The following is a 23,651-nucleotide window of genomic DNA, read 5'->3' as shown; positions in this document are numbered from 1 at the left end:
GAAGCGGGAGCAGCGGGCCGGGGGGCCCGTCGTGCGCTCCCGGGGGGTTCGCTGATCGCTGCCGGGGGGCGGCGGGTCTGTGGGGGACGTTTTGTACACATCTGTGTTCATTGTTGTCATTTCGCTGGCGCTCTTCTGGATGGCCGCGTTCACGCTCTGGTGGCAGATGCACGCGTGGCGGACCCCCGAGGTGCTCGCCTCCACCCGCTTCGACCGTCCCGACGGGGAGGGTCGCCTGGCCTTCTCGCTGCTGCTGCCCGCCCGCCACGAGCAGGCGGTGCTGGAGCACACCATCGACAGGCTCCTGGAGTCGAGCCACACCGACTACGAGATCATCGTGATCGTCGGGCACGACGACCCCGAGACCGCCGCCGTCGCCGAACGGGCCGCCGCCCGCGAGCCGGCCCGCGTACGGGTCGTCGTCGATCACCACGAGACGAAGAACAAGCCGAAGGCCCTCAACACCGCCCTGCCGTCCTGCCGTGGTGACATCGTCGGAGTCTTCGACGCCGAGGACCAGGTCCACCCCCAGCTGCTCGCCCACGTCGACCACGCCTTCCGCTCCACCGGAGCCGACGTGGTCCAGGGCGGGGTCCAGCTCATCAACTTCCACTCCAGCTGGTACAGCCTGCGCAACTGCCTGGAGTACTTCTTCTGGTTCCGCTCCCGGCTGCACCTGCACGCCGAGAAGGGCTTCATCCCGCTCGGCGGCAACACCGTCTTCGTGCGCACCGAGGTGCTGCGCGAGGCCGGCGGCTGGGACCAGGACTGCCTCGCCGAGGACTGCGACCTCGGGGTGCGGCTGTCGTCGGTCGGCAAGAAGGTGGTCGTCGCGTACGACTCCGACATGGTCACCCGCGAGGAGACGCCCGGCTCGCTGGTCAGCCTGCTCAAGCAGCGCACCCGCTGGAACCAGGGGTTCCTCCAGGTGTACCGGAAGAAGGACTGGCAGCAGCTGCCGGGGCGGGGCCAGCGCTGGCTGGCCCGCTACACGTTGATGACGCCGTTCATGCAGGCCGCGTCGGGTGTGATCATCCCGCTCAACTTCGCCGTCGCGGTCTTCCTCGACGTACCGGTCGGCATCGCGATCATCACCTTCCTCCCCATGATCACGGCGATGGTGACCTTCGTCTTCGAGATCGTCGGCCTGCACGACTTCGGCCGGCAGTACGGCCTGCCCGTCCGCTTCGTGCACTACGTCAAGCTCGTCGTCGGCGGCCCGTTCTACCAGGTGATGCTCGCGGGCGCCGCGATCCGCGCGGTCTGGCGCGAGCAGCGCGGCCGCAACGAGTGGGAGCTGACGAGCCACACCGGCGCCCACCTGACGAGTGCGACCGCCGGCGCCGCAGGCCCCGCGACCGCGACCGCCGCAAGCCCCGCGAGCGCCGCAAGCGCCACGACCGCCGCAAGCCCCGCGAGCGCCACGACCGCCACCGCCGCAGTCGCCGCCTCCGCCTCCGCCTCCGCCTCCGCCGCGATCCGAGAGGACAGCCGCCAGTGACCGCCACCCTGCCCACGGCCACTGATCCCCAGCCCGAGACCCTCACCGTCCCCGCCCAGCGCAGCCCCGTCGGGGGACTCGGCGTCCGCCCCGCCGCCCCCGGCCGGCCGCTCGTGCGGTTCCGCTCCTCCCGCCCCGACCTGCTGCTGTGCGGGGCGCTGCTGCTCGTGATCCTGCTCGTCCAGGGCTGGAACATCACCCACTTCCCGACGCTGAGCGACGACGAGGGCACCTACCTCGCCCAGGCGTGGGCCGTCCAGCAGGGCGACGGCCTCGCCCACTACACGTACTGGTACGACCATCCGCCGCTCGGCTGGATCCAGGTCGCGGGCCTGACGTACCTGCCGTCCCTCTTCGTGCCCGACTGGATGACCGTCGCGCCGATGCGGTTCTCGATGCTCGCCGTCTCCGCCGCCAGTTCCGTGCTGATGTACGTCCTCGCGCGCCGGCTGTGGCTGCCGCGCTGGGCGGCCGGGCTGGCGATGGCGCTCTTCGGGCTGTCCCCGCTCTCCGTCGTCCTCCAGCGCGAGATCTTCCTCGACAACCTCGCCGTGATGTGGATGCTGCTGGCCTTCTGCCTCGCCGCGTCACCGAGCCGGCACCTGTGGCACCACTTCGGGTCCGGGCTGGCGGCCGCCACCGCCGTCCTGACCAAGGAGACGATGCTGGTGGTGCTCCCGGCGCTGCTGGTGACGATGTGGCGCCACAGTCACCGCGACACCCGCAAGTTCGCCGTCACCGGAGCCGTCACCGCCTGCGCGCTGATCGGGCTCTCGTACCCGCTGTACGCCCTCCTCAACAGCGAGCTGCTGCCCGGCACCGGCCACGTCTCGCTCGTCGACGGCATCACCTACCAGATGAGCCGCCCGGGCTCCGGTTTCATCCTCACCCCCGGCTCCGGCTCGAACGGCGTCCTGCGGTCCTGGCTCTACTACGACACGGTCCTGCCGCTCGGCGGCCTGGCCGGCGCCCTCCTGCTGCTCGCCACCGTCCGCTGGTCGGTCAGCGCCCGCGCGCTCGCCGGGCCCGCGCTGGCCGCCGTGATCCTCGGGCTCGTCGCGATGCGGCCCTCCGGCTACCTCCCGGCGATGTACGTGATCCAGGCCCTGCCGTTCCTGGCCCTGGTCCTCGCGGGCGGCGCCGCCAGCATCACGCACGCCGTGCTGCGCCGCCGCCGCTCGGCCGGGGAGCGCAGGCAGCTGGTGTGGGCGCGCCGGGTCCTGCTCTGCGTACTGGCGGCGTCCGCCGCGGTGTACGTCCTGCCGCGCTGGTACGACGGCAACCGCACCGCCCTCACCGCCGACGCCAACGCCCCGTACCGGCAGGCCGCGGCCTGGCTCGGCAGCGAGGTCGCCGAGCCGGCGGCCACCCGCGTCCTGCTCGACGACGCGCTGTGGCTGGACGCCGTCCACCGCGGCTTCGAGCCGGGGCTCGGCGCCATCTGGTTCTACAAGGCCGACCTCGACCCCGCCGTCACCAAGACACTGCCGGGCGGCTGGCGCGACATCGACTACGTGGTCTCCTCGCCCACGGTGCGCCGCGACGCGGTGGACCTGCCCACGGTGAAGGCCGCGCTGGAGCATTCGAGCGTGGTGGCCGTCTTCGGGTCGGGCGAGGACCGCATCGAGATCCGCCGGACCGACCGCGCCGACCGCACGAGTGGGAGCTGAGTCACCATGAGCGAGGACCTGTGGTCCCTCCATGCCCCGATCGATGCGGAGCTTGCCGCTCCGCAGGCCCTGACCGGCAGCGTCACCCTCATCGTCCCCACCTTCAACGAGGCGGGGAACGTAGCCGAGTTGCTGCGCCGGCTCGGTGACGCGCTCCCCGACCACCTGCCCTGCGCCGTGCTGTTCGTGGACGACTCCACGGACGACACCCCCGCCGCCATCGAGAAGGCCGCCGCCGACCATCCGTTCCCGGTCTCCGTCCTGCACCGGGAGGTGGCCGAGGGAGGCCTCGGCGGGGCCGTCGTCGAAGGGATGAAGCGGGCGGACACCGACTGGATCGTGGTCATGGACGCCGACCTCCAGCACCCGCCCCACCTGGTACCCGAGCTCGTCGGCGAGGGCGAGCGCACCGGCGCCGACCTCGTCGTCGCCTCCCGCTACCTCAGCGGCGGCAGCCGGGCCGGTCTCGCAGGGAGCTACCGGATCGCCGTCTCGCGCGGTGCGACCTGGCTGACCAAGGGGCTCTTCCCGCGCGCCCTGCGCGGCCTCAGCGACCCGATGAGCGGCTTCTTCGCCATGCGCCGCTCGGCCGTCACCGCCGAGGCCCTCCAACCCCTCGGCTACAAGATCCTGCTGGAGCTGGCGGTGCGCTGCCGCCCGGCCAAGGTCGCCGAGATCCCGTTCGTGTTCCAGGACCGCTTCTCGGGGGAGTCCAAGTCCACCGCCCGCGAGGGCATGCGCTTCCTCGCCCACCTGGCCTCGCTGCGCTCCGCGACCCCGCTGGCCCGCATGATCGGTTTCGGGCTGATCGGGCTCTCCGGTTTCGTCCCGAACCTGGCCGCGCTCCGGCTGCTCACGCACGCCGGGATGCACTACCTCCCCGCCGAGATCGTCGCCAACCAGGCGGGGGTGCTGTGGAACTTCCTCCTCATCGAGACCCTGCTCTTCCGTGACCGGCGCCGGCACCGCCACTGGGCGGACCGGGTGGGGCGGTTCGCCCTGCTGGCCAATGCCGATCTGTTGCTGCGCATCCCGTTGATCGCGGTGTTCGTCGCGCGGTTCGGGATGGAGGTGCTGCCGGCCACCGCGCTCGCGCTGGTCACCACCTTCGTCCTGCGGTTCGCGGCCACCGAGGCCCTCGTCTATCTGCCGCGCAGGTCGCGCGGTTCGCGCGGTTCGCGCACGTCACGCCAGTCCCGCACCCCCGGCGCCCCGGCCAAGGCGGGCCGCCACTCCAGGAGTTGAGCCGCACAGAAGGGATCCTTTCGATGCGTCTGACGATCCGGCGGAGGTCCGGGCGGCGGGCCGCCCTGCTCGCCGTCGGGGCGATGACCGCGGGCCTGCTGCTCACCGCACCGCAGCAGGCCACGGCCGGTCCGCCCAACCTGCTCTCCAACCCCGGCTTCGAGACGGCCGGCCCGGCCGGCGCCGACATGCCGTCCTGCTGGTCCAAGTCCGGCTGGGGCGACAACGACTTCTCCTTCGCCACCGTGGCCGAGGCGCACACCGGCACCAAGGCGATGAAGGTCTCCCTCACGCGCCGCGTGGACGGCGACCGCAAGGCCCTGGTCACCGAGAACAGCACCTGCGCCCCGACCGTCACCCCGGGGAAGCAGTACGACCTGTCCGCCTGGTACAAGTCGGACACCCCGGACGTGTCGGTGACGGTGTTCCGCCGTGACACGACGGCCGGCTGGCAGTACTGGACCGATCTGCAGAATCCGCCGGTCAGCGCCGCCTGGGCGCGTACGGAGGTCCGTACGCCGGCCGTGCCGCCCAACACCGACAAGATCGCGTGGGGGCTGTCGGTCTACGGGGTGGGCACGCTCACCACCGACGACTACGCGCTGGAGGAGGTGGGCGCGGCGCCGCCGCAGCCGGTCTGCTCGGGTACGGCGGAGGAGTGCGCCAAGGGCAAGTGGGAGGTGATCCCGGCCAAGAACCCGGTGCGTTCGATGCACGCCGTCGTCCTGAAGAACGGCAAGGTGCTGCTGATCGCCGGGTCGGGCAACGACATCGCCCAGTTCAACGCGGGCACCTTCACCTCGGCCGTCTACAACCCGGCGAACGGCACCTTCAAGACGATCCCGACGCCGGTGGACATGTTCTGCGCGGGCCATGTGCAGCTGTCGGACGGCCGGGTGCTGGTGATGAGCGGCAACAAGGGGTACCCGTCCGCCGACGGCAAGATCGGCTACCAGGGGCTGAAGGACAGCTACGTCTTCGATCCGGCGACCGAGGCCTACACGAGGACGAACGACATGAACGGCGGGCACTGGTACCCGTCGGCGACGGTCCTCGGCAACGGCGACGTGATCTCCTTCGGCGGGCTGAAGGAGGACTCCACGGGCAACGTGACCGCCGAGAAGTTCTCGGCGGCGCAGAACAAGTGGCTGCCGATGAACGAGGTCAACCAGACCTGGTCGTACTGGGGCCTGTACCCGTCGATGATCCTCATGCAGGACGGGCGGCTCTTCTACTCGGGCAGCCACACCTTCGGCAACGGCACCCAGGGCACCGGCGCCTCGATCTACGACTACGACGCCAACACCATCACCGACGTGCCGGGCCTGCGGAACAAGGACCAGCGCGACGAGTCGGCGAGCGTGCTGCTGCCCCCGGCGCAGGACCAGCGGATCCTGACCATCGGCGGCGGCAACAACGAGACCAACCCGGCCGCGAACCGGATCACCGACGTCATCGACCTGAAGAAGCCGAGCCCCGGCTACACGGCCGGCCCCGACCTCCCGCAGGGACTGGTCGACACGGGCACGGGCAAGCGGCCGCAGACCGGCGCCGAGGGCAAGATGTACGTGTCGGCGGTGCTGCTCCCGGACGGCAAGGTGCTGGAGACCGGCGGCGGGCTGCACGACCGGGCCGACCCGGTCTTCGAGGCCTCCTTCTTCGACCCGGCGACCAACACCTACCAACCGGGCCTCGCCACCGACCCGATCCCGCGGACCTACCACTCGGCGTCGTTCCTGATGCCGGACGGCCGGGTCATGTCGGTCGGCGACAACCCGGGCAACGGCACCTACAACCACAACGTGTCGATCTACACCCCGCCCTACCTGTTCAAGGGCGCCCGCCCGCAGATCACCTCGGTGATCGACACGCAGTGGGTGTACGGGGACACGCAGCGGATCACCGTCAACCGCCCCGTCGCCAAGGCGGAGCTGATCCGTCCGGCGGCGGTCACCCACTCCTCGGACCCCAACCAGCGGTTCGTGGACCTGCCGATGACCGTCAACGGGAACGACATCGACCTCAACGTGACGAGCAACCCGAACCTGGCGCCGCCCGGCTGGTACATGCTCTTCGCGGTCGACGCGAACGGCGTCCCGTCCCTCGCCACCTGGGTGCACCTGGGCGGTCCGTCGGCCCTGGCGGCCACCCAGGATCAGCCGTCCGCGCACGAGCACTCCTTCGCGGACAAGCTCGGGCCGGCCAAACAGACTGTGCCCGATGAAGAGGGGGCCAAGCGGGACTCCGTACCCGTCGCGCCCGGCGTGGCGGGCTGCGACCGGCACTACGGGACGGTCAACGTGTGCGTGCCGACCCGCTTCCCGGGCGAGGTGAAGGAGACGGCCAAGGCCCGCTGTGACTGGCTGGCCTCCCACCAGTACCCGAAGCGGCTGAAGGTCAACGGCAGCGACCCGCTGCGCCTCGACCCCGACCGCGACGGCTACGCCTGCTGAACCCAGCGGGAAGGGGCCCGGCCGCACGCTCGCGGCCGGGCCCCTTCCCCGGGCTCAGTGCGAGTAGGCGGCGAGCGAGATGCCGACGTAGTGGGCGACGAAGGCGGCCAGGGTCAGCGAGTGGAAGACCTCGTGGAAGCCGAAGAAGCGGGGGGAGGGGTTGGGCCGCTTCATGCCGTAGATGACCCCGCCCACGCTGTAGAGGAGGCCGCCGACGATCACCAGGACCAGGACGGCGATGCCGCCGGTGCGCATGAAGTCGGGCAGGAAGAAGACCGCCGCCCAGCCCATGGCGATGTAGCAGGGGGTGTAGAGCCAGCGCGGGGCGCCGACCCAGAAGACGCGGAAGGCGATGCCGGCGGCGGCCGCGATCCACACCGCCCACAGCAGGGTCCGTCCCGTGGAGGGCGGGAGCAGCAGGACGGTCAGCGGGGTGTAAGTGCCCGCGATGATCAGGAAGATGTTGGCGTGGTCGAGCCGGCGCAGGATGGCCTCGCCGCGCGGCCCCCAGGTGCCGCGGTGGTAGACCGCGCTGACGCCGAAGAGCAGGCAGGCCGTGAGGACGTAGACCCCGCAGGCCACCCGTGCCCGGGTCGAGTCGGTGAAGGCCATCAGCACCAGACCGGCGACGACCACGGCGGGGAACATCCCGAGGTGCAGCCAGCCGCGCAGCAGCGGCTTTTCCTCCAGGGCGGTCTCGGCCGCCTCCAGGGCCTCGACTACCGGTGTGGCCGCGGCGGCCGGGACGGCGGCGGGGTCAGAAGTCATGGGCGCCATGCTACCTACGGGTCCGTAGGTTTCCTTCAGTCGTCTTTACGGAAGATTGACGGACGTGGCAATGCTCACGTGAGAGGCCCTCTGGACATATGCGCACATCCACCGGATGATCAGATGAGTGCGGTCGGCACCGGATGAGCGGAGCGCGAAGCGTCCGGGTCGCAGCCCCCACGGGGCAAACACCAAACACACCCCTCAACAAGGAGCAATCGTGGCGCGCGACAACGCGGCTCCCACCATCCCGACGACTCACCAGGAGCTGATCTCCTGGGTGGACGAGATCGCAGCCCTCACCCAGCCGGACCGCGTCGTCTGGTGTGACGGCTCCGAGGCCGAGTACGAGCGCCTGTGCGAGGAGCTCGTCAGCAAGGGCACGTTCAAGAAGCTCGACGAGACGAAGCGCCCGAACTCGTACTACGCCGCCTCCGACCCCTCCGACGTCGCGCGCGTCGAGGACCGGACCTTCATCTGCTCCGAGAAGGAGGAGGACGCGGGCCCGACCAACCACTGGAAGGCTCCTTCCGAGATGAAGGAGCTCTTCGCGGGGGAGCAGGGCATCTTCCGCGGCTCCATGAAGGGCCGGACGATGTACGTCGTCCCCTTCTGCATGGGCCCCCTCGGCTCCGAGCTCTCCGCGATCGGCGTCGAGATCACCGACTCCGCCTACGTCGCGGTCGCCATGCGCACCATGACCCGCATGGGCAAGGCCGTCCTCGACGAGCTCGGCACCGACGGCTTCTTCGTCAAGGCCGTCCACACCCTCGGCGCTCCGCTCGCCGAGGGCCAGGCGGACGTGCCGTGGCCGTGCAACACCACCAAGTACATCTCGCACTTCCCGGAGACCCGCGAGATCTGGTCCTACGGATCCGGCTACGGCGGCAACGCCCTGCTCGGCAAGAAGTGCTACGCCCTGCGCATCGCGTCCGTCATGGCCCGCGACGAGGGCTGGCTCGCCGAGCACATGCTGATCCTCAAGCTCACCCCGCCGCAGGGTGAGGCTGCATCTCCGACGTACCTTGCCGCCGCGTTCCCGAGCGCCTGCGGCAAGACCAACCTGGCCATGCTGGAGCCGACCATCCCCGGCTGGACCGTCGAGACCATCGGCGACGACATCGCCTGGATGCGCTTCGGTGAGGACGGCCGCCTCTACGCGATCAACCCCGAGGCCGGCTTCTTCGGCGTCGCGCCCGGCACCGGCGAGCACACCAACGCCAACGCCATGAAGACCATGTACGCGAACACCGTCTTCACCAACGTCGCGCTCACCGACGACGGCGACGTGTGGTGGGAGGGCATGACCGAAGAGGCGCCCAAGCACCTCATCGACTGGAAGGGCAACGACTGGACTCCGGACTCCGAGACCCCGGCTGCCCACCCCAACGCCCGCTTCGCCGTCCCCGCCTCCCAGTGCCCGACGATCGCCCCCGAGTGGGAGGACCCCAAGGGCGTCCCGATCTCCGCGATCCTCTTCGGCGGCCGCCGCGCCTCCGCCGTGCCGCTGGTCACCGAGTCCTTCGACTGGAACCACGGCGTCTTCATCGGCTCGAACATCGCCTCCGAGAAGACCGCCGCCGCCGAGGGCAAGGTCGGCGAGCTGCGCCGCGACCCCTTCGCCATGCTGCCGTTCTGCGGCTACAACATGGGTGACTACATGGCCCACTGGGTCAAGGTGGCCGCGGACAAGGACCAGGCGAAGCTCCCGAAGATCTACTACGTGAACTGGTTCCGCAAGAACGACGCGGGCAAGTTCGTGTGGCCCGGCTTCGGCGAGAACAGCCGCGTCCTGAAGTGGATCGTCGAGCGCCTCGACGGCACCGCCGAGGGCGTCGAGACCCCCATCGGCATCCTGCCGACCAAGGACTCCCTCGACCTCGACGGCCTGGACCTGCCGGCCGCGGACCTCGACTTCCTCCTCACGGTCGACAAGGAGGTCTGGCGCGAGGAGGCCGCCCTGGTCCCCGAGCACCTGAACACCTACGGCGACCACACGCCGAAGGAGCTGTGGGACCAGTACCACGCCCTCGTGGAGCGCCTGGGCTGATCCAGGACGCGCCCTGAAGAAGGGCCAATGAACGTGGGAGCCCCCGACCAAGCGGCGCCCACCGCTGTGGGAGCCCCCGACCAAGCGGTTCCCACCGCTGCACCGGCCTGTCTTCAGGAGCGTCCGCGCTCCTCCAGATAGGCCGTGTGCGTCTGCTGACGGCGGGCCTCTGCTTCGCGGAGGTCCGCCGTCCGTACAGCTCCAGCAGCCCGCCCGCCGGCTCCCGGCCGCCGCCGGCAGCTCCACCTCGGCCAGGTACTCCCGCAGCCGAGCGAAGTCCCCGCGCAGTAGGTCGAGTTCCTCGCTCGGGTCGGACGGCGGCGGCGCCACCCGCTCCGGCGGGGCGATCAGCGCGCCCGCCCCGTACAGCCCGGCCACCACCACCGGCCAGTACGCGCCCGCCACCCCGGCGAGGGTCAGGCCGAGGCCCACTGGTAGCCACGGATCTCCTCGAAGGCTCCGGTCGGCGAACCTCCCCCAGCTACCGCTGGGGGGACCCCCACGCCGGTGGCGTCGAAGAGCCGCCCGCCGGTCAGTTCGGTGATGTGGGCGAGCTCCTTGCGGTCCGAGTCCCCGAAGAGCACCGCGAAGACCGGCGTCTGCCGCTGCGCCTCGGGCAGGGCCGCGTAGAAGGAGTCGAAGTGCTTGGCCCCGACGCCCTCGGTGTTCTCCCCGTCCGTCATCAGCACGATCGAGGTGAACGCGTCCGCGCCGCCCTTGCCGAGGTGCTGGTAGGCCGCCTCCAGGCTGCCGTAGACCGCCGTACCGCCGTCCGGCTCCAGCGATTCGGACTTCTCCGAGCCGATGACGCCACGCACGGTCTTCGTTGCCGTGGTTTCTGGGTGATCCTGCCCCTGGAAGGCGACGACGTAGAGCACGCCGCCGATCAGGAGGAGGCCCAGGACGATTCCCAGGATGCGTCTCACGGGTGCAGCGTGCTCGCGGAAACCCGCATTCCGCGGCGAGTTGCATGAACGTCAGGTGTCCAGGCGGTCCCACTTCGAAATGCTGTGTGAGCTCTCGGGTGCTGGTGGGCGGGGCGGCCGCCCGGGAGGATCGGGGCATGGGCGTGAGCGCGTTGAAGTGGCAGGGCTGGCTGGTCGGTCTGGTGACGCTGGCCGGACTGCTGGTGTTCGCCCCGCTGGGCCTGTACGTGTGGGCGAGCGGCGGCGAACCTCCCGGGGCGCCGCCCAGGGCGGCCCTGGAGGACGTACGGGTCACCGGGTGCCGAATCGATCCGGCGAGCCGGCGGGTGGTGGCCGCGGTGGAGGCGGCCGGGCGGGCCGAGGGCGTCGGCGCGTACATCGTCACGGTGGAGTTCCGCGACGGCGCCGAACCGGCCCCGGAGCGCCGGGCCGCACAGGCCCTGTTGAGGATCCCGGGCGTGGCCCCGGGCGCGACCGAGCACGGTGAGACGGTCGGTCCGGTGTGGCCGGTGGCGACGGTGCCGTGGTGCGGGGTCGCGGGAGCGGAGTTCGAGCGGACGCCCGACACGCCCTGAGGCGTCCGGGCCCGCGTCACCGGCCCGCGCCGTGCGGCGCGGGCCGGTGTGCGCTCAACGGGTCACTTCACCTTGACGACGACGGTGCTGCACACCTTGTCGGCGAAGGTCTGCTTCTTGGCGTCCCACAGCGGCCACAGCCAGCCGAGGTAGCAGGGGATGCCGTCCAGGATGTGCGCCAGCTTGCGCACGAAGGCCATGCCGAAGCCGAGGGTCGCGCCGTCGGCCTCCTTGTGGAGGCTGATGCCGACGACCTTCTTGCCGATCGTCTGGCCGGTGGTGCCCTCCTTGTAGATCTGGAAGAAGAACATGCCGAGGGCGTACAGCATGCCGATGAGGCCGAGCACGCCGGCCGCCGCGGAGTCGGAGTCCCCGCCGCTGATGGCCGCGCCGATGCCGGCCAGCGCGTACATCGGGCCGGCGATGATCAGGGCGTCGAGCAGGTACGCGCCGACGCGCAGGCCCCAGTGGGCCAGCGGCGGCATGCCCGCACCCGGCATACCGGGCATGCCCGGCATCCCCGGCTGCTGCGGGTAGCCGTAGGCCGGCGGCGGCGCCTGCTGCGGGTAGCCGTACTGCGGGGCCCCACCCTGCGGGGGCTGCTGCGGGTAACCGTACTGCGGCGGCACGCCCTGCGGGGCCTGCTGCGGGTAGCCGGGCTGGCCCTGCGGGGGCTGCTGGCCGTAGGGGTTGTTCGGGTCGCCGAAGCTCATCGGTGAAGTCTCTCCAGGCTGCTGAAACGGGGACGAAGCGGCGTGGAGGAGATGGACTTGTGAGCGGCCTCCCCCGTGCTGCCGCGAACTTTCAGCCCTCATCGTGTTCGGAGCACCGGGTTCTGTCCAATTCCCGCCCCTGTCACGGGCCGCGGAACCTGCGGCGGAACCTGCCGTGGGGCGTGCCGCGCGAGCGCGGTCGACACCGGAACGTGGCACCCGGTCCGGAGCCTCCGCGGCCCCGGACCGGGGCCGTCTAGAGGGCGCCGGCCAGGTCCGAGGACTTCAGGGCGGCGGTGTGCGCGTCCATGCGCTCGGCGGCGAGGATCGCGGCGGTGGTGTCGGCGCGGGACGCGGCGACGAGGAGCGCGCGGGCGGCGAGGTCGTGCGCGCGCTGGTGCAGCGCGGCGGTGTCCCCGGCCGTGCGCTGCGGCGCACGTGCGGGCTGGGACCCGCGCAGCCGGGCCACCTGGACGGCGATCTCGGCGGCGACCCCGTCGAGCCCGAGCTCGTCGGTGACGGCGAGCAGGGCCGCGAGGTGGCCGGCGAGCTGGATGTCCAGCGCTTCGCCGCGGCTGCTGTGCGGATAGTCGGACGGCGCGGCGCCCACGCGGTGGACGACCGACTTGGTGCGGATCGGCTCGTACATGAGGTGGCCTCCTGCGTGGTCAGGAGACCATCCTACATTGGATTGGTTCTAAAGTTGAGCTGAATCCTGTTGTTGGCCGTGCGTGTCCACCGCTACAGCTGGCTGTAGCCGTCGAGGAAGTTGCCGATCCGCGTCACCGCGTCGGCCAGATCGGTGGCGTTCGGCAGGGTCACGATCCGGAAGTGGTCGGGCTCGGGCCAGTTGAAGCCCGTACCGTGCACGACCATGATCTTCTCGGCCCGCAGCAGGTCGAGGACCATCTGCCGGTCGTCCTTGATCTTGTAGACCGAGGGGTCCAGCCGCGGGAAGGCGTACAGGGCGCCCTTCGGCTTCACGCAGGTGACGCCCGGGATCTGGGTGAGCATGTCGTACGCGACGTTGCGCTGCTCCAGGATCCGCCCGCCGGGCAGGACCAGGTCCTCGATCGACTGCCGGCCGCCGAGCGCGGTGGCCACGGCGTGCTGCGAGGGCATGTTCGCGCACAGGCGCATGTTGGCAAGGATCGTGAGGCCCTCGATGTAGCAGGTGGCGTGCTTCTTCGGGCCGCAGACCGCCATCCAGCCGGCCCGGTAGCCGGCGACGCGGTAGTTCTTCGAGAGGCCGTTGAAGGTCAGCGTCAGCAGGTCGGGGGCGATGGCGGCCGTGTTGTGGTGCACGGCGCCGTCGTAGAGGATCCGGTCGTAGATCTCGTCCGAACAGACGACCAGGTTGTGGCGGCGGGCGATGTCCGTCAGCCCCCGCAGCATCTCCTCGTCGTAGACCGCGCCCGTGGGATTGTTCGGGTTGATGATCACGATCGCCTTGGTGCGGTCGGTGACCTTGCGCTCGATGTCGGCGAGGTCCGGCATCCAGTCGGCCTGCTCGTCGCAGCGGTAGTGCACGGCCGTACCGCCGGCGAGGGAGACGGACGCGGTCCACAGCGGGTAGTCCGGTGCCGGGACCAGCACCTCGTCACCGTCGTCGAGCAGCGCCTGCATCGACATCTGGATCAGCTCGGAGACGCCGTTGCCGAGGTAGATGTCCTCGACGTCCAGGTCGATGCCCTTGGTCTGGTAGTGCTGCATGACCGCGCGGCGCGCGGAGAGCAGCCCCTTCGCGTCCCCGTAACCGTGGGCGTTGCCCAGGTTGCGGAGCATGTCCTCAAGGATCTCCGGCGGGCAGTCGAAGCCGAAGGCCGCGGGGTTGCCGGTGTTGAGCTTGAGGATGCGATGACCTGCTGCTTCGAGCCGCATGGCCTCTTCGAGCACGGGGCCGCGGATCTCGTAGCAGACATTGGCGAGTTTGGTTGACTGGATCACCTGCATGACGGGAGCTTACGGGCCCGGGTGCGGGCTTGACGTGCCTTTTCGAAGACAGGCCCGAAGAGCGAAATGTCCCATTTCGGGTAATGGGTGGGTGGTCGTGCGGTCCCCCCTTGGAATCCGGGGCCGCGCGCGGTTCCGACCTGCGGAATGGGTGGGGGCGGGGCCGGCGAAAAAGCGGGATGTTGCGCTCGTCACCTCGGTGGACGGGTGAGGACCGAGGGTGACGGAGCGCTCCGGCCGAGCGTCCCGGGTGAGAACGTCGGCCGAGCACCTCGGCCGAGCGTGTCGGCTGAGTACGTCGGCTGAGTACGCGCACTCATGCGGCGGGGCGGGGCGCCGTGGAGGCTGGGCGCATGAACCAGGGCGAGTGGAAGCCGCCGGACTACCGCCGGGGCACGGAGAGGGTCGGCACGGTGATCGTGGCCGCCGCGGGCGTCCTCATGGCGGCGGGGGCGATCTTCGTGGCGCTTCTCTTCTTCCTGGTGTTCCTGAACAACGGCTACTGAGGGGCGCGTGCAGTGGAGTTCGTAGTCGGTGACATGGCGATCACCACGGTCGGCACGGACGGCGACGACCGGGCGATCGAGTTCCTGGTCAGGCCGGAAGGAGCCGCGGAGGAAGGGCACTTCGCGATCTTCCGTGAGCACGATGAGGGCTGGGAGTCCGCCCGCATCACCATCGCCCCGGAGTCGGCCGCGATCCCGGTGGCGGCGGTCGAATGGGCGGTGGAGTTCGCACGCGAGTACCTGTGAGGGGTGGCGGGGTCGCGGGGCGGCGTGGCCGGGTGGGGGGCTCCCGCCCGGCCGCCCCGCGTTGTCAGTGCCCTCGCCTACCGTTCGGGACATGAAGCCGCTACGGATCATCGCCGGGGACGCGACGAGTCCCCAGGCCAAGGGGCCCAAGATCATCGCCCACCTCTGCAACGACCTCGGCGGGTGGGGGAAGGGCTTCGTGCTGGCCGTCTCGAAGCGGTGGCCCGAGCCGGAGGCCGCGTACCGGGGCTGGCACCGGGGGCGCAGCGGAAACGACTTCGGGCTGGGCGCCGTGCAGGTGGTGCGGGTCAAACCCGACACCTGGGTGGCCAACATGGTCGGGCAGCGCGGGATACGCACCGGGAGCGGAGGGCCGCCGATCCGCTACGACGCCGTGGAGCGCTGCCTCGGCGCGCTGGCCGGGCACGCCGTGGAGCTGGGCGCCGGCGTCCACATGCCGCGCATCGGGTGCGGGCTCGCGGGGGGCACGTGGTCACGCATCGAGCCGCTGATCACCCACGCGCTGTGCGCGCGGGACGTGGAAGTGACGGTTTACGACCATGCGTGAGCCCGAGGTGCCCGGGGGCGGGTCCTGGGCGGGCGCGGGTGCGGTCCACGAGGATCTGCTCGTGGCGAAGGCGCTGGTCTACGACCGCTGCGGGTTCGCGTGCTCCCGGCCGGTCGCCGAGGCGGAGAGCGCCGAGTACGGGGCGTACGCGTTCACGCTGGACGGCCTGTGCGTCACCTTCCGCGCGGCCAGGACCACCCCGACGAAGGCCGGGCAGTTCGTCACGGTGTGGAAGCGGTCCGAAGAGGGGCCGATCAGGCCCTTCGACGTGGCGGACCCCGTCGACCTCCTCGTCGTCAGCACCCGGGACGCGGACGGCTTCGGGCAGTTCGTCTTCTCGCGCGAGGTGCTCCGCCGGCGCGGCGTCCTGTCCGTGGACGGGGCGGGCGGCAAGCGCGCCTTCCGGGTCTACCCGCCATGGTCCGCGGTGGAGAGCCGGCAGGCCCGGGCGACGCAGGCGTGGCAGGCCGACTGCTTCCTGTCCGTGGGCAGCGGCGCCGAGGTCGACCTCACCCGGGCCCGGACCCTCCTTCACCCGTAGAAGGGGGGTGTCGGGGGCGGGGGCGGACGGTGGGGGCGTGGCACGATCGGCGGCATGCAGTACCGGTACGCCACCGAGGCCGACGCGCCCGCCATGGCCGAGCTCTTCGCCGCCAACCACCACGACGCCCTGACGGAGCGGCAGCGGGCGGAGCAGGGATTCGTGCAGGGCCGCTTCGACGTCGGCGCCCTGGGGGCGATGGCCCGGGCCGGGGAGCTGCTGGTCGCGGACGACCGCGGCCGGGTCGCCGGCCTGCTCGCCCTGTCGGTGGCGGCGGACCTGGCAGATCCCCCGCCGGCGGTCACGGGCCTGCTCCGCGCGCAGGACACCCTGGAGTGGGACGGACACCCCCTCGGCGAGGCGCGGTGGCTGCTCTACGGGCCGGTCGTGGTCGACGCCGCGTACCGGGGGCGCGGCGTGGCCCGGGCACTGTTCACCATGGCCGTGGCGGCGGCCTCGGAACGGGCCGACGCGGTCGTGGCGTTCATCGAGTCCGGCAACGTGCCGTCGTGGAAGGTGCACGTCGACGGCTTCGGCATGGTCCCGCTGGGCGAGTACGTCGCGGACGGACGCACGTACCACGCCGTCGCCGCGCCGACCACCTAGCCGCCGGTTGGGCCGGGGTCGACAGGGCGTCGAACGCAAGGTGCCTCGGCCCTCCGACCCCCCGACACGTTCGGCGCCCGAGGAGACGCCCCGGCGCGCGCCCGGCCCCGGCACAACCGGCCCCCTCGTGCCCGGCCCGAGCGGCGCAGCCAACCCGCCCGAGCGGCGCAGCCAACCCGCGCCACGCCGAGCGATCTTGGAGGAACGCGCTACCCCTCCAGGATCACCAGCGGGATCTCGCGGGGCCGGGCGGCCCTCTGGTCGTCCTCGAACGGCGGCCAGAGGGCCGTCATCATGTCCCAGTACATCTCCCGCTCCTCCGGCGTGGCCGTGCGCGCCGTCGCCTTGACGGTGGCCGCGCCGACCTGGAGGCGGACCTCCGGGTGTGCCGTGAGGTTCAGGTACCAGTGGGGGTGGTCCGGGGCGCCGTGGCCGGCGGCCAGGACGACGAAACGGCCCGCGTCCTCGCCGTAGATCAGCGGGGTCCGGACGGTGCGGCCGGTGTGGCGGTCCACCGTGGTGAGCAGCAGGGTGGGGACCCCGTGCCACAGGTGCCCGTCGGCGCCCGCGGTGGTCACGTACGCGCGGACGTGGTCGAGCCGTGGGCCGGGTCGCGGGTCCGTGGGGTGTTCCCAATCGACATCGAGTGCGTGCATTTACCTGTCCTTAGGGTCGTGGCCCCCTGGCGGCTAACGAGCATTAACGATTCTGGATGCGCACGACCCGTAGCGCACCCCTTCAGGTCTGGACCAAGCTCGTCGCATGGATCTGGAGCTGAGGCACCTCAAGATCGTCAGGGCCGTCGCCGACGCCGGGAGTCTGACCCGGGCCGCCACCGCCCTCGGCCTCGCGCAGCCCGCACTCAGCACGCAGCTGAAGCGGATCGAGCGTGCGCTGGGCGGGACGCTGTTCGTGCGCGGGCGGGAGGGCGTACGGGCCACCCCGCTCGGGGAGCTCGTACTGGGGCGAGCCGGGGGCCTGCGGCCCGCTCTGCCGTGGTCGGCGGCCAGGTCCACTGCCCGGCCGCGGCTTCTGCCGGGGCTCCGCCCCGGACCCCGCGCCTCAAACGCCGGCGGGGCTGGATGGTGCGGCGGGGGTGAAAGGCCGGGGCTCCGCCCCGGATGGTGTGGTGGGAGTGGGATGGTGCGAGGGGCGTGCGGACGCCCCCGGCGGGGCCGGGGGTGTCGGGGCAGCCTTGGGCGCGGATTGCCTACGGCAGGTAGTGACGCGGATTGCCTACGGCAGGTAGCGCTCGATGACCTGCGGGCCCTCCTTCTCCATCAGCTCGCGTGCCTTCGCGACCCGCTCCGGAGTCGGGTCGTGGCCGGTCACCATCACGAGGTCCTCGGGGTCGTACGGCCGTTCCCCGCCCGTGAAGAGCCGGTCCGACCGTGTGGGCTGCTCGTCGGGTTCACTGACCATCGCGTACCTCCTACGGTTTCCCCTTCCCCTGGCCCCATGGTCCGACCCCCGGCCCATGAACGCACTTCGGCGCCCTCGCCGCCGCCGGCATGACACCGGGGGAGGGGCCAACAGGCGGTTCCCGCACGGTCTGCGCCGAGCCGGGCGACTCCGGCGGCTCCCACCTCTCCGGGAGCCAGGCCCAGGGCGTGGCCTCGGGCGGCTCCGGCAACTGCTCCAGCGGCGGGACCACCTTCTTCCAGCCGCTGAACCCGATCCTGTCGGCGTACGGACTCACCCTCAAGGTCACCGGCAGCGACCCGGGCCCGGGCCCGGGCCCCGGCCCCGGCGAGCCCGAGCCGGGCGGCGCCTGGAAGGCGGGCACCGTCTACGCGGCCGGCGCCACCGTCACCCACGGCGGCGCGAGCTGCCGCTGCCTCCAGGGACACCAGGCGCAGCCCGGCTGGGAGCCGCCGAACGTCCCGGCCCTCTGGCAGCGTCTGTAGCGGAACCGGAGAATGCCGGTGCCGTGGCTGCCAAGGGGGAGTCACGGCACCTCCGCGTGCCCGGGTTCAGACGAGGACCGCGGCCAGCGTGCCGAGGGCGCCGAGTACGGTCAGCAGGCCGCAGATCGCGAGGTTCACCGCCCGGTGCTCCCAGAAGACGGCGACGAACTCCCGGATGGTGGCGCTCGGCCAGTAGTACTTCGCGGTCGGCGAGCCCACCACCTGCCCGTTGACGCCGGTCTTGCGCGCCAGCATCGCCGCCCGGAAGGCGTGGAAGTTATTGGTGACCACCACGCACCGGTAGGCCGGATCGTGCGCCTCCATGAGCTCCCGGCTGAAGCGCATGTTCTCCTCGGTCGTCGTGGACCGGTCCTCCAGCACGACGTGCTCCGCCGGCACGCCCTCCGCGATCAGCCAGTCCGCCATCGCCCGCGCCTCGGCGACCTTCTCGTCCGAGCCCTTGCCGCCCGAGACGAGCAGCACCGGCGGCCGGCCGCCCCGGGCCAGCTGGCCCTCGTAGATCTGCTGTCCCTTGCGCAGGCGCGACGCCAGCAGCGGCGGCACGCGGTCCCCGCCGACCAGGCCCGAGCCCAGCATGACCACGTGGTCGACGTCGCCGCGCACCTTGATCCGCCCGTAGAGGAAGGCGTAGCCGAGGAAGCAGAAGAAGACGAAGGAGACGTAGCCGGCCACCACGGTGAGCGTTCCGGCGATGCCGCCCAGCACGGGGGAGCCGACCACGGCGACGAGGACCAGCAGCGCGATCAGCGCGAAGATCGCGAGGCCCGCGAGCATCGACAGCAGGTTGGCCGGCCGCAGGCCCTCCTTGCGGACCATGGTCACGCCGTTGCGGACGAGGAAGACGCCCAGCGCCACGACGGCGAACGCGGGTGAGGCGAAGGCGAGCACGGCGACCGTGACGGCCGCCCAGGTGGGCAGCTTGCCCACTTGGAGGAAGAGCGCGGAGCAGGCGCTGAGGAAGGTCAGCCCCAGGAGCACGGCGTTGCTGAAGCGGCGCCGGTCCCGCCGGACGCTCGTGCAGAACGCGAGGAACAGCAGTGCGGCGAGGGCGAAGGCGACCATGCCGCCCATCGTAGGCGTCCGCTCTACCGAAGATCCCGGGCGGTGCGGCGCACGGAACGCCCGGCCAGCACGTCCGTCCGGCGTCCGTCGCGCAGGACGAAACGCCCGTCGATCAGGACGTGCGGTATGCCCGTCGGCAGCACCCGCGGCCGCTCGTACGTGGACCCGGCCGCGACCGTGCCGGGGTCGAAGAGGACGAGGTCGGCGCGGTACCCCACGCAAACCAGGCCGCGGTCGGGCAGGCGCAGGCGCGCCGCGGGGCGGCCGGCCAGGTGCGCCACGCACTCCTCCAGGGAGAGCAGGCCGAGTTCGCGGACGTAGTGGCCGAGGTAGTGCGGGAAGGTGCCGTAGGCGCGCGGGTGCGGTTTCGCGCCCTGGAGGATGCCGTCGGAACCACCGGTGTGGACGCGGTGGCGCATGATCGCCCGGACGTTCTCCTCGTGGCCGACGTGCTGGAGGACGGTCGGCGCGAGACGGTCGTCCAGCAGCAGCCGGCGGGCGGTCTCCCAGCCGTCCAGGCGCCTGCCGACGTACCCGGCGAGGGCGGGATCGGCGACGCCCGAGATCTCGACCGTCGACCAGTCGACGGGGACCCCGTGGCAGCCGTCCGCGCCCTCCACCTCCAGCGCGTGGCGGATCCGCCCGGCCTGGGCGTCGTCGCGCAGGCGGGCCAGGACCGCCTCCGGTCCGCCCTCGTTCGCCCAACTGGGCAGGAGGGCGGCGAGGGTGGTGCAGCCGGGGGTGTACGGGTAGCTGTCGAGGGTGATGTCGGCGCCCTCGGCCAGGGCCGCGTCGAGCAGGGCGAGCAGCTCGGGCGCACGGCCCTCGTTCTCGCCGAAGTTCATGGTGGCGTGGGCCAGGTGCAGGGCGCAGCCGGCCTCCCGGGCCAGCGCGACCATCTCCGCGTACGCGGCGAGCGCGCCGTGGCCGTACGAGCGGTGGTGCGGGCAGTAGTAGCCCCCGTACTCCGCCACCACCCGGCACAGTTCGGTCAGTTCGGAGCCGGAGGCGTACATGCCGGGGGTGTAGGTGAGGCCGGAGGACATGCCGACGGCGCCCTCGGCCAGGCCGTCGACGACGAGCTGCCGCATCCGGTCCAGCTCGGCCGCGGTCGCGGGGCGGTCCTCCCAGCCCAGGGCGTGGGCGCGGACGGTGCCCTGCGGGACGAGGTAGGCGGCGTTCACGGCGATGCCGTGGCCGCCGTGGGCCCGGTCCAGGCGGTCGAGGTAGCCGCCGACCGTGCGCCAGTCGAAGTCGATGTCGTCCCCGGGGCCGTTCCATCCCGCGATGGCGGCCCGCACCTCGCCCAGGGTCCGTTCGTCGGCCGGCGCGTACGACAGGCCGTCCTGGCCGAGGACTTCGAGGGTCACGCCCTGGGCGGCCTTCGCGCTGTGGTCCGGATCGCGGAGCAGGGCGAGGTCGCTGTGGGCGTGCATGTCGACGAAGCCGGGCGCGAGGGCCAGGCCGTGCGCGTCGAGGGTCCGGCGGCCCCCGGGGAGCGAGCCGATCTCGGCGATCCGGCCCTCGTGGACGCCGACGTCCGCCGTGTACGAGGGCCCGCCCGTGCCGTCGACGACGCGGGCCCCCCGGATGACCAGGTCCACCGATCCGTTCCTAGAAGAAGGTGCGGACGTAGTCGGTGACGGCGCCGTCGGCCTCCACGACCGGGATCAGCGGCCACTTCTCGAAGATCGTGCAGGGGTGGGACATGCCGAGGGCCACCCAGTCGCCGACCTGCACGTCGTCCGCCGAGTCGGTCTCCAGCCAGGCGTGCTGGTCGGACAGTTTGACCACGCGGATGCCGGTGGCGGGGCGTTCGACGCCGGTGAGAGCGTCGCGGACCAGCTCGGCCTCGGGCAGACCCAGGTCGTAGGCGATGTCGCGCTTGCCCGCGTTGACGAAGGCCTGGGTGGGGGAGGGACGGGAGACGACCTGGGTCCACAGCCGGAACGCGGGGCGCAGGCCGCCCTCTTCGGGGTGGCGGTTGAAGGGGGTGAGGCGGGTGTACCAGCCGTGGTCGTGGGAGACGTACGCGCCGGAACGGAGCAGCTTCAGGGTGGGGCGGGACAGCTCCGGGAGCGCGGCGAAGACGTCGGCGACGGCGTCGAACCAGGCGGAGCCGCCGGCGCTGACGACGATCTCCTCCAGGTCGGCGGCGAACCGGCCCGCCTTGTCGAACTCGACGGCCAGGGCGGTGAGCCGGCGCAGGTACGCGTGGACGCGGTCCGGGTCGGCCTCGGGCACCTCGGCCTCGTAGCCGCCCATGCCGACCAGCCGCAGGGTGGCGGTGGCGGCGACCGCGTCGGCGACGGCGCGGCAGTCCTCTTCGGTACGGGCCCCGGTGCGGGCGCCCTCGCCGGCGCCGAGCTCGACGACGACGTCGACGACGGCCGGGGCGTCGCGCAGGGCCCGGTCCATGAGGTGGACCCCGCGCACGGAGTCGACGTAGCAGACGAAGCGGAAGTCGGGGTCGGCGGCGAGCTCGCCCGCGACCCAGCGCAGGGCGGCCGGATCGACGAGCTCGTTGGCGAGGAAGATCCGCTGGATGCCGAAGGCGCGGTAGACGCGCGCCTGGTGGGGAACGGCCGCGGTGATGCCCCACGCGCCGTGGTCCAGCTGCCGGCGGAAGAGCTGCGGGGCCATGCAGGTCTTGCCGTGCGGGGCGAAGGCGAGGTCGTGCCGGGCGGCGTAGGCGCCGAGCACGGCGAGGTTGTGCTCCAGCGCGTCGGCGTCGAGGGTCAGGACGGGCGTGGTGAAGCCGCCGGTGTGGAGGTCCCGTCGCTGGGCGGCGAGCTGCCCGACGGTGAGGCCCTGCGTCTGGGCGTCCGGCGGGAGCCCCTTGAACCGGTGGTCGACGAGCTCGTCGGCGAGGTCCTGGACGGGGTCGCTGGCGCTGGCCATGCGGGTGCCTCCCGGGGGGTTGCGTGGTGTGCAACGGTCGTTGCGTATGCCGCTGCATGCTGTCTAACATCCCGGGTGACGGCGGGTCAACGCGCGGCGCGGCGCCGCCGCTGGGGCTCCGCCCCGGACCCCGCGCCTCGAACGCCGGCCGGGCTGGATCTGCGCCGGCGCGCGCTTTCGGGTGCGGCGCAGCCCGGAGCCCGGCGGAGCCGGGTTGGTCTGGACGCGTACGGAAGGGGACGAGCAAATGAGCCAGTCCGTGGCACGGGCACTCGCGGTCCTGCCGCTGCTCGCGAAGGGCCCCGCCCCCCTGGGGGCGGTCGCGGACGAACTCGGCGTACACAAGAGCACCGCCCTGCGCCTCCTGCGCACGCTGGACGAGCACGGCTTCGTCTACCGCCAGCCCGACGGCCGCTACCGACTGGGGTCGAAGCTCTTCGCGCTCGCCGCCGAGGCCGTCGAGAACCTCGACGTCCGGGAGATCGCGCACCCCCACCTCGTCGAGCTCAACCGGGCCACCGGCCACACCGTTCACCTCGCCCTCCACCAGGACGACGAGGTCGTGTACGTCGACAAGGTCGACAGCCGCTACCCCGTCCGCATGTACTCCCGCATCGGCAGGCCCGTCCCCCTCACGGTCGCCGCCGTCGCCAAGCTGCTCCTCGCCGACCTGCCCGAGGCCGAGCGCCGGGCCCTCGCCGAGCGGATCGAGTACCCCCGCTACACCCCCCGCTCCACCCCGGACGCCGCCGCCTTCCTCCGCGAGCTGGACCAAGTGCGCGAGCAGGGCTGGGCCACCGACCTCGGCGGGCACGAGGAGTCCCTCAACTGCCTCGGCGCGCCCGTGCACGGGCCGGACGGGCGGGTCGTCGCCGCGCTGTCCGTCTCCGCGCCCGGCGTGGTCGTCTCCGCCGAGGGGCTCCTCGAACTGCTGCCGCAGGTACTCCGTACCGCCGTCGCCATCAGCCAGGACTACTCAGGAGCACAGGAGAGAACGTGACCGCGAAGACCGCCATCACCCTCGACACCCACACCGTCCCGCCCGCGAGGTTCTCGCACGGCGTGCGCAAGGGGAACATCCTCCAGGTCGCCGGCCAGGTCGGCTTCCTCCCGCACGTCGACGGGCAGCCGCCCACCCCCGCCGGGCCGACGCTGCGCGAGCAGACCCTCCAGACGCTGGAGAACGTCCGCTCCGTCCTGGAGGCGGGCGGCGCGAGCTGGGACGACGTGATGATGATCCGCGTCTACCTCACCGACACCGGGCACTTCGCCGAGATGAACGGCATCTACAACGCCTACTTCGAGGAGCAGGGCCTGAAGGAGGTTCCCGCCGCCCGCACCACCGTCTACGTGGGCCTTCCGGCGGGGCTGCTCGTCGAGATCGACGCCCTCGCCGTCCTCGGCTGAGCCGCGGCCGGACACGCGGCCGGCACGCGGGC

At 71.9% G+C, this 23,651-nt stretch carries 22 protein-coding genes and 4 pseudogenes; 15 read left to right on the top strand and 11 right to left on the bottom strand.

Translation table 11 applies throughout. The annotated features are described in order from the left end of the window. Window positions 1-91: 91 nt before the first annotated feature. From IF88_RS0120495 to IF88_RS0120480, 4 genes are read left to right on the top strand one after another with little or no spacing between them, the layout of a single operon-like run. Window positions 92-1,501, top strand: coding sequence for a glycosyltransferase (locus IF88_RS0120495; RefSeq protein ID WP_234323614.1), 1,410 nt, complete (start codon window positions 92-94; stop codon window positions 1,499-1,501). After that, window positions 1,498-3,171 (top strand): phospholipid carrier-dependent glycosyltransferase, encoded by a 1,674-nt coding sequence (locus tag IF88_RS0120490; RefSeq protein WP_037806442.1) that lies wholly within the window; start codon window positions 1,498-1,500, stop codon window positions 3,169-3,171. The genes IF88_RS0120495 and IF88_RS0120490 overlap by 4 nt, the downstream gene beginning before the upstream one ends. Before the next feature lie 6 nt (window positions 3,172-3,177). After that, window positions 3,178-4,416, top strand: coding sequence for a glycosyltransferase (locus tag IF88_RS0120485; RefSeq protein WP_078893011.1), 1,239 nt, complete (start codon window positions 3,178-3,180; stop codon window positions 4,414-4,416). Window positions 4,417-4,439: 23 nt separating this feature from the next. Next, window positions 4,440-6,869, top strand: coding sequence for a galactose oxidase-like domain-containing protein (locus tag IF88_RS0120480; protein ID WP_030714160.1), 2,430 nt, complete (start codon window positions 4,440-4,442; stop codon window positions 6,867-6,869). Between the two features lie 54 nt (window positions 6,870-6,923). Here the strand turns inward: IF88_RS0120480 and trhA are convergent, their stop codons facing one another. Further along, the gene (trhA, locus tag IF88_RS0120475; RefSeq protein WP_267884505.1) at window positions 6,924-7,646 is read right to left on the bottom strand and encodes a PAQR family membrane homeostasis protein TrhA; all 723 of its coding nucleotides are present in this window, start codon (window positions 7,644-7,646) and stop codon (window positions 6,924-6,926) included. Window positions 7,647-7,857: 211 nt separating this feature from the next. Between trhA and IF88_RS0120470 the strand changes: the two genes are divergently transcribed. Continuing rightward, window positions 7,858-9,687 carry a phosphoenolpyruvate carboxykinase (GTP) gene (locus tag IF88_RS0120470; protein ID WP_030714154.1) on the top strand — a complete coding sequence of 610 codons (1,830 nt, stop codon included), beginning with the start codon at window positions 7,858-7,860 and terminating at the stop codon, window positions 9,685-9,687. Window positions 9,688-9,903: 216 nt separating this feature from the next. Here the strand turns inward: IF88_RS0120470 and IF88_RS47950 are convergent. Together IF88_RS47950 and IF88_RS47310 are read right to left on the bottom strand one after the other, a co-directional pair. Beyond that, window positions 9,904-10,119, bottom strand: a pseudogene (locus tag IF88_RS47950) (hypothetical protein); the annotation flags it as partial. Continuing rightward, window positions 10,104-10,478: pseudogene (locus IF88_RS47310) on the bottom strand (vWA domain-containing protein); the annotation flags it as partial. The pseudogenes IF88_RS47950 and IF88_RS47310, both read right to left, overlap by 16 nt. Before the next feature lie 278 nt (window positions 10,479-10,756). On the opposite strand from IF88_RS47310, the gene IF88_RS0120460 reads away from it, so the two are divergent. Next, entirely contained in the window at window positions 10,757-11,188 is a 432-nt protein-coding gene (locus IF88_RS0120460) for a hypothetical protein (protein ID WP_158754470.1), read from the top strand. A gap of 62 nt (window positions 11,189-11,250) precedes the next feature. Here the strand turns inward: IF88_RS0120460 and IF88_RS0120455 are convergent, their stop codons facing one another. From IF88_RS0120455 to IF88_RS0120445, 3 genes are all read right to left on the bottom strand, one after another. Then, window positions 11,251-11,901: an RDD family protein gene (locus tag IF88_RS0120455; protein WP_030714146.1), complete on the bottom strand. Its 651-nt coding sequence runs from the start codon at window positions 11,899-11,901 to the stop codon at window positions 11,251-11,253. 256 nt (window positions 11,902-12,157) lie between these two features. Beyond that, entirely contained in the window at window positions 12,158-12,550 is a 393-nt protein-coding gene (locus tag IF88_RS0120450; RefSeq protein WP_030714143.1) for a hypothetical protein, read from the bottom strand. Between the two features lie 92 nt (window positions 12,551-12,642). After that, complete coding sequence (locus IF88_RS0120445; protein WP_030714139.1) at window positions 12,643-13,854, bottom strand: pyridoxal phosphate-dependent aminotransferase; 1,212 nt, start codon at window positions 13,852-13,854, stop codon at window positions 12,643-12,645. Window positions 13,855-14,207: 353 nt separating this feature from the next. Between IF88_RS0120445 and IF88_RS46600 the strand changes: the two genes are divergently transcribed. From IF88_RS46600 to IF88_RS0120420, 5 genes are all read left to right on the top strand, one after another. Continuing rightward, window positions 14,208-14,360 (top strand): hypothetical protein, encoded by a 153-nt coding sequence (locus IF88_RS46600; RefSeq protein WP_158754467.1) that lies wholly within the window; start codon window positions 14,208-14,210, stop codon window positions 14,358-14,360. 12 nt (window positions 14,361-14,372) lie between these two features. Next, window positions 14,373-14,606 (top strand): hypothetical protein, encoded by a 234-nt coding sequence (locus IF88_RS0120435; protein WP_030714136.1) that lies wholly within the window; start codon window positions 14,373-14,375, stop codon window positions 14,604-14,606. A gap of 91 nt (window positions 14,607-14,697) precedes the next feature. Next, entirely contained in the window at window positions 14,698-15,174 is a 477-nt protein-coding gene (locus tag IF88_RS0120430; protein ID WP_030714133.1) for a macro domain-containing protein, read from the top strand. Continuing rightward, complete coding sequence (locus IF88_RS0120425; protein ID WP_030714130.1) at window positions 15,167-15,715, top strand: MepB family protein; 549 nt, start codon at window positions 15,167-15,169, stop codon at window positions 15,713-15,715. Before IF88_RS0120430 ends, IF88_RS0120425 begins: the two co-directional genes overlap by 8 nt. 54 nt (window positions 15,716-15,769) lie before the next feature. Beyond that, the gene (locus IF88_RS0120420) at window positions 15,770-16,321 is read left to right on the top strand and encodes a GNAT family N-acetyltransferase (RefSeq protein ID WP_030714127.1); all 552 of its coding nucleotides are present in this window, start codon (window positions 15,770-15,772) and stop codon (window positions 16,319-16,321) included. A 209-nt stretch (window positions 16,322-16,530) separates the two neighbouring features. On the opposite strand, the gene IF88_RS0120415 is transcribed toward IF88_RS0120420, so the two are convergent. Continuing rightward, window positions 16,531-16,977: a nitroreductase/quinone reductase family protein gene (locus IF88_RS0120415; RefSeq protein WP_051837214.1), complete on the bottom strand. Its 447-nt coding sequence runs from the start codon at window positions 16,975-16,977 to the stop codon at window positions 16,531-16,533. A 106-nt stretch (window positions 16,978-17,083) separates the two neighbouring features. Between IF88_RS0120415 and IF88_RS43755 the strand changes: the two are divergent. Next, window positions 17,084-17,350, top strand: a pseudogene (locus IF88_RS43755) (LysR family transcriptional regulator); the annotation flags it as partial. Window positions 17,351-17,557: 207 nt separating this feature from the next. Here IF88_RS43755 and IF88_RS0120410 read toward each other — a convergent pair. Beyond that, a complete protein-coding gene (locus IF88_RS0120410; RefSeq protein ID WP_030714122.1) occupies window positions 17,558-17,743 on the bottom strand; it encodes a hypothetical protein in 186 nt (61 codons plus the stop codon). Window positions 17,744-17,853: 110 nt separating this feature from the next. Between IF88_RS0120410 and IF88_RS0120405 the strand changes: the two are divergent. Then, window positions 17,854-18,228: pseudogene (locus IF88_RS0120405) on the top strand (carbohydrate-binding protein); the annotation flags it as partial. A gap of 66 nt (window positions 18,229-18,294) precedes the next feature. Here IF88_RS0120405 and IF88_RS0120400 read toward each other — a convergent pair. Genes IF88_RS0120400 through IF88_RS0120390 form a run of 3 tightly spaced genes read right to left on the bottom strand, consistent with a single transcriptional unit; the run spans window position 18,295 to window position 22,212 of the window. Then, window positions 18,295-19,311, bottom strand: a complete 1,017-nt coding sequence (locus tag IF88_RS0120400) for a YdcF family protein (protein WP_030714118.1) — start codon at window positions 19,309-19,311, stop codon at window positions 18,295-18,297. 23 nt (window positions 19,312-19,334) lie between these two features. After that, complete coding sequence (locus tag IF88_RS0120395) at window positions 19,335-20,915, bottom strand: N-acyl-D-amino-acid deacylase family protein (RefSeq protein ID WP_030714116.1); 1,581 nt, start codon at window positions 20,913-20,915, stop codon at window positions 19,335-19,337. 10 nt (window positions 20,916-20,925) lie between these two features. Beyond that, window positions 20,926-22,212, bottom strand: a complete 1,287-nt coding sequence (locus IF88_RS0120390) for an alanine racemase (RefSeq protein ID WP_030714114.1) — start codon at window positions 22,210-22,212, stop codon at window positions 20,926-20,928. Window positions 22,213-22,459: 247 nt separating this feature from the next. Here IF88_RS0120390 and IF88_RS0120385 point away from each other — a divergent pair, with 247 nt between their 5' ends. Together IF88_RS0120385 and IF88_RS0120380 are read left to right on the top strand one after the other, a co-directional pair. Continuing rightward, entirely contained in the window at window positions 22,460-23,212 is a 753-nt protein-coding gene (locus IF88_RS0120385) for an IclR family transcriptional regulator (protein ID WP_030714112.1), read from the top strand. After that, a complete protein-coding gene (locus tag IF88_RS0120380; protein ID WP_030714109.1) occupies window positions 23,209-23,619 on the top strand; it encodes a RidA family protein in 411 nt (136 codons plus the stop codon). The genes IF88_RS0120385 and IF88_RS0120380 overlap by 4 nt, the downstream gene beginning before the upstream one ends. Window positions 23,620-23,651: the final 32 nt, after the last annotated feature.

This window comes from Streptomyces sp. NRRL F-2580 (assembly GCF_000720115.1).
Taxonomy (GTDB): domain Bacteria; phylum Actinomycetota; class Actinomycetes; order Streptomycetales; family Streptomycetaceae; genus Streptomyces.
Note: the sequence above shows the minus strand (reverse complement) of the source record. Positions and strands in the feature narration are given on the sequence as shown.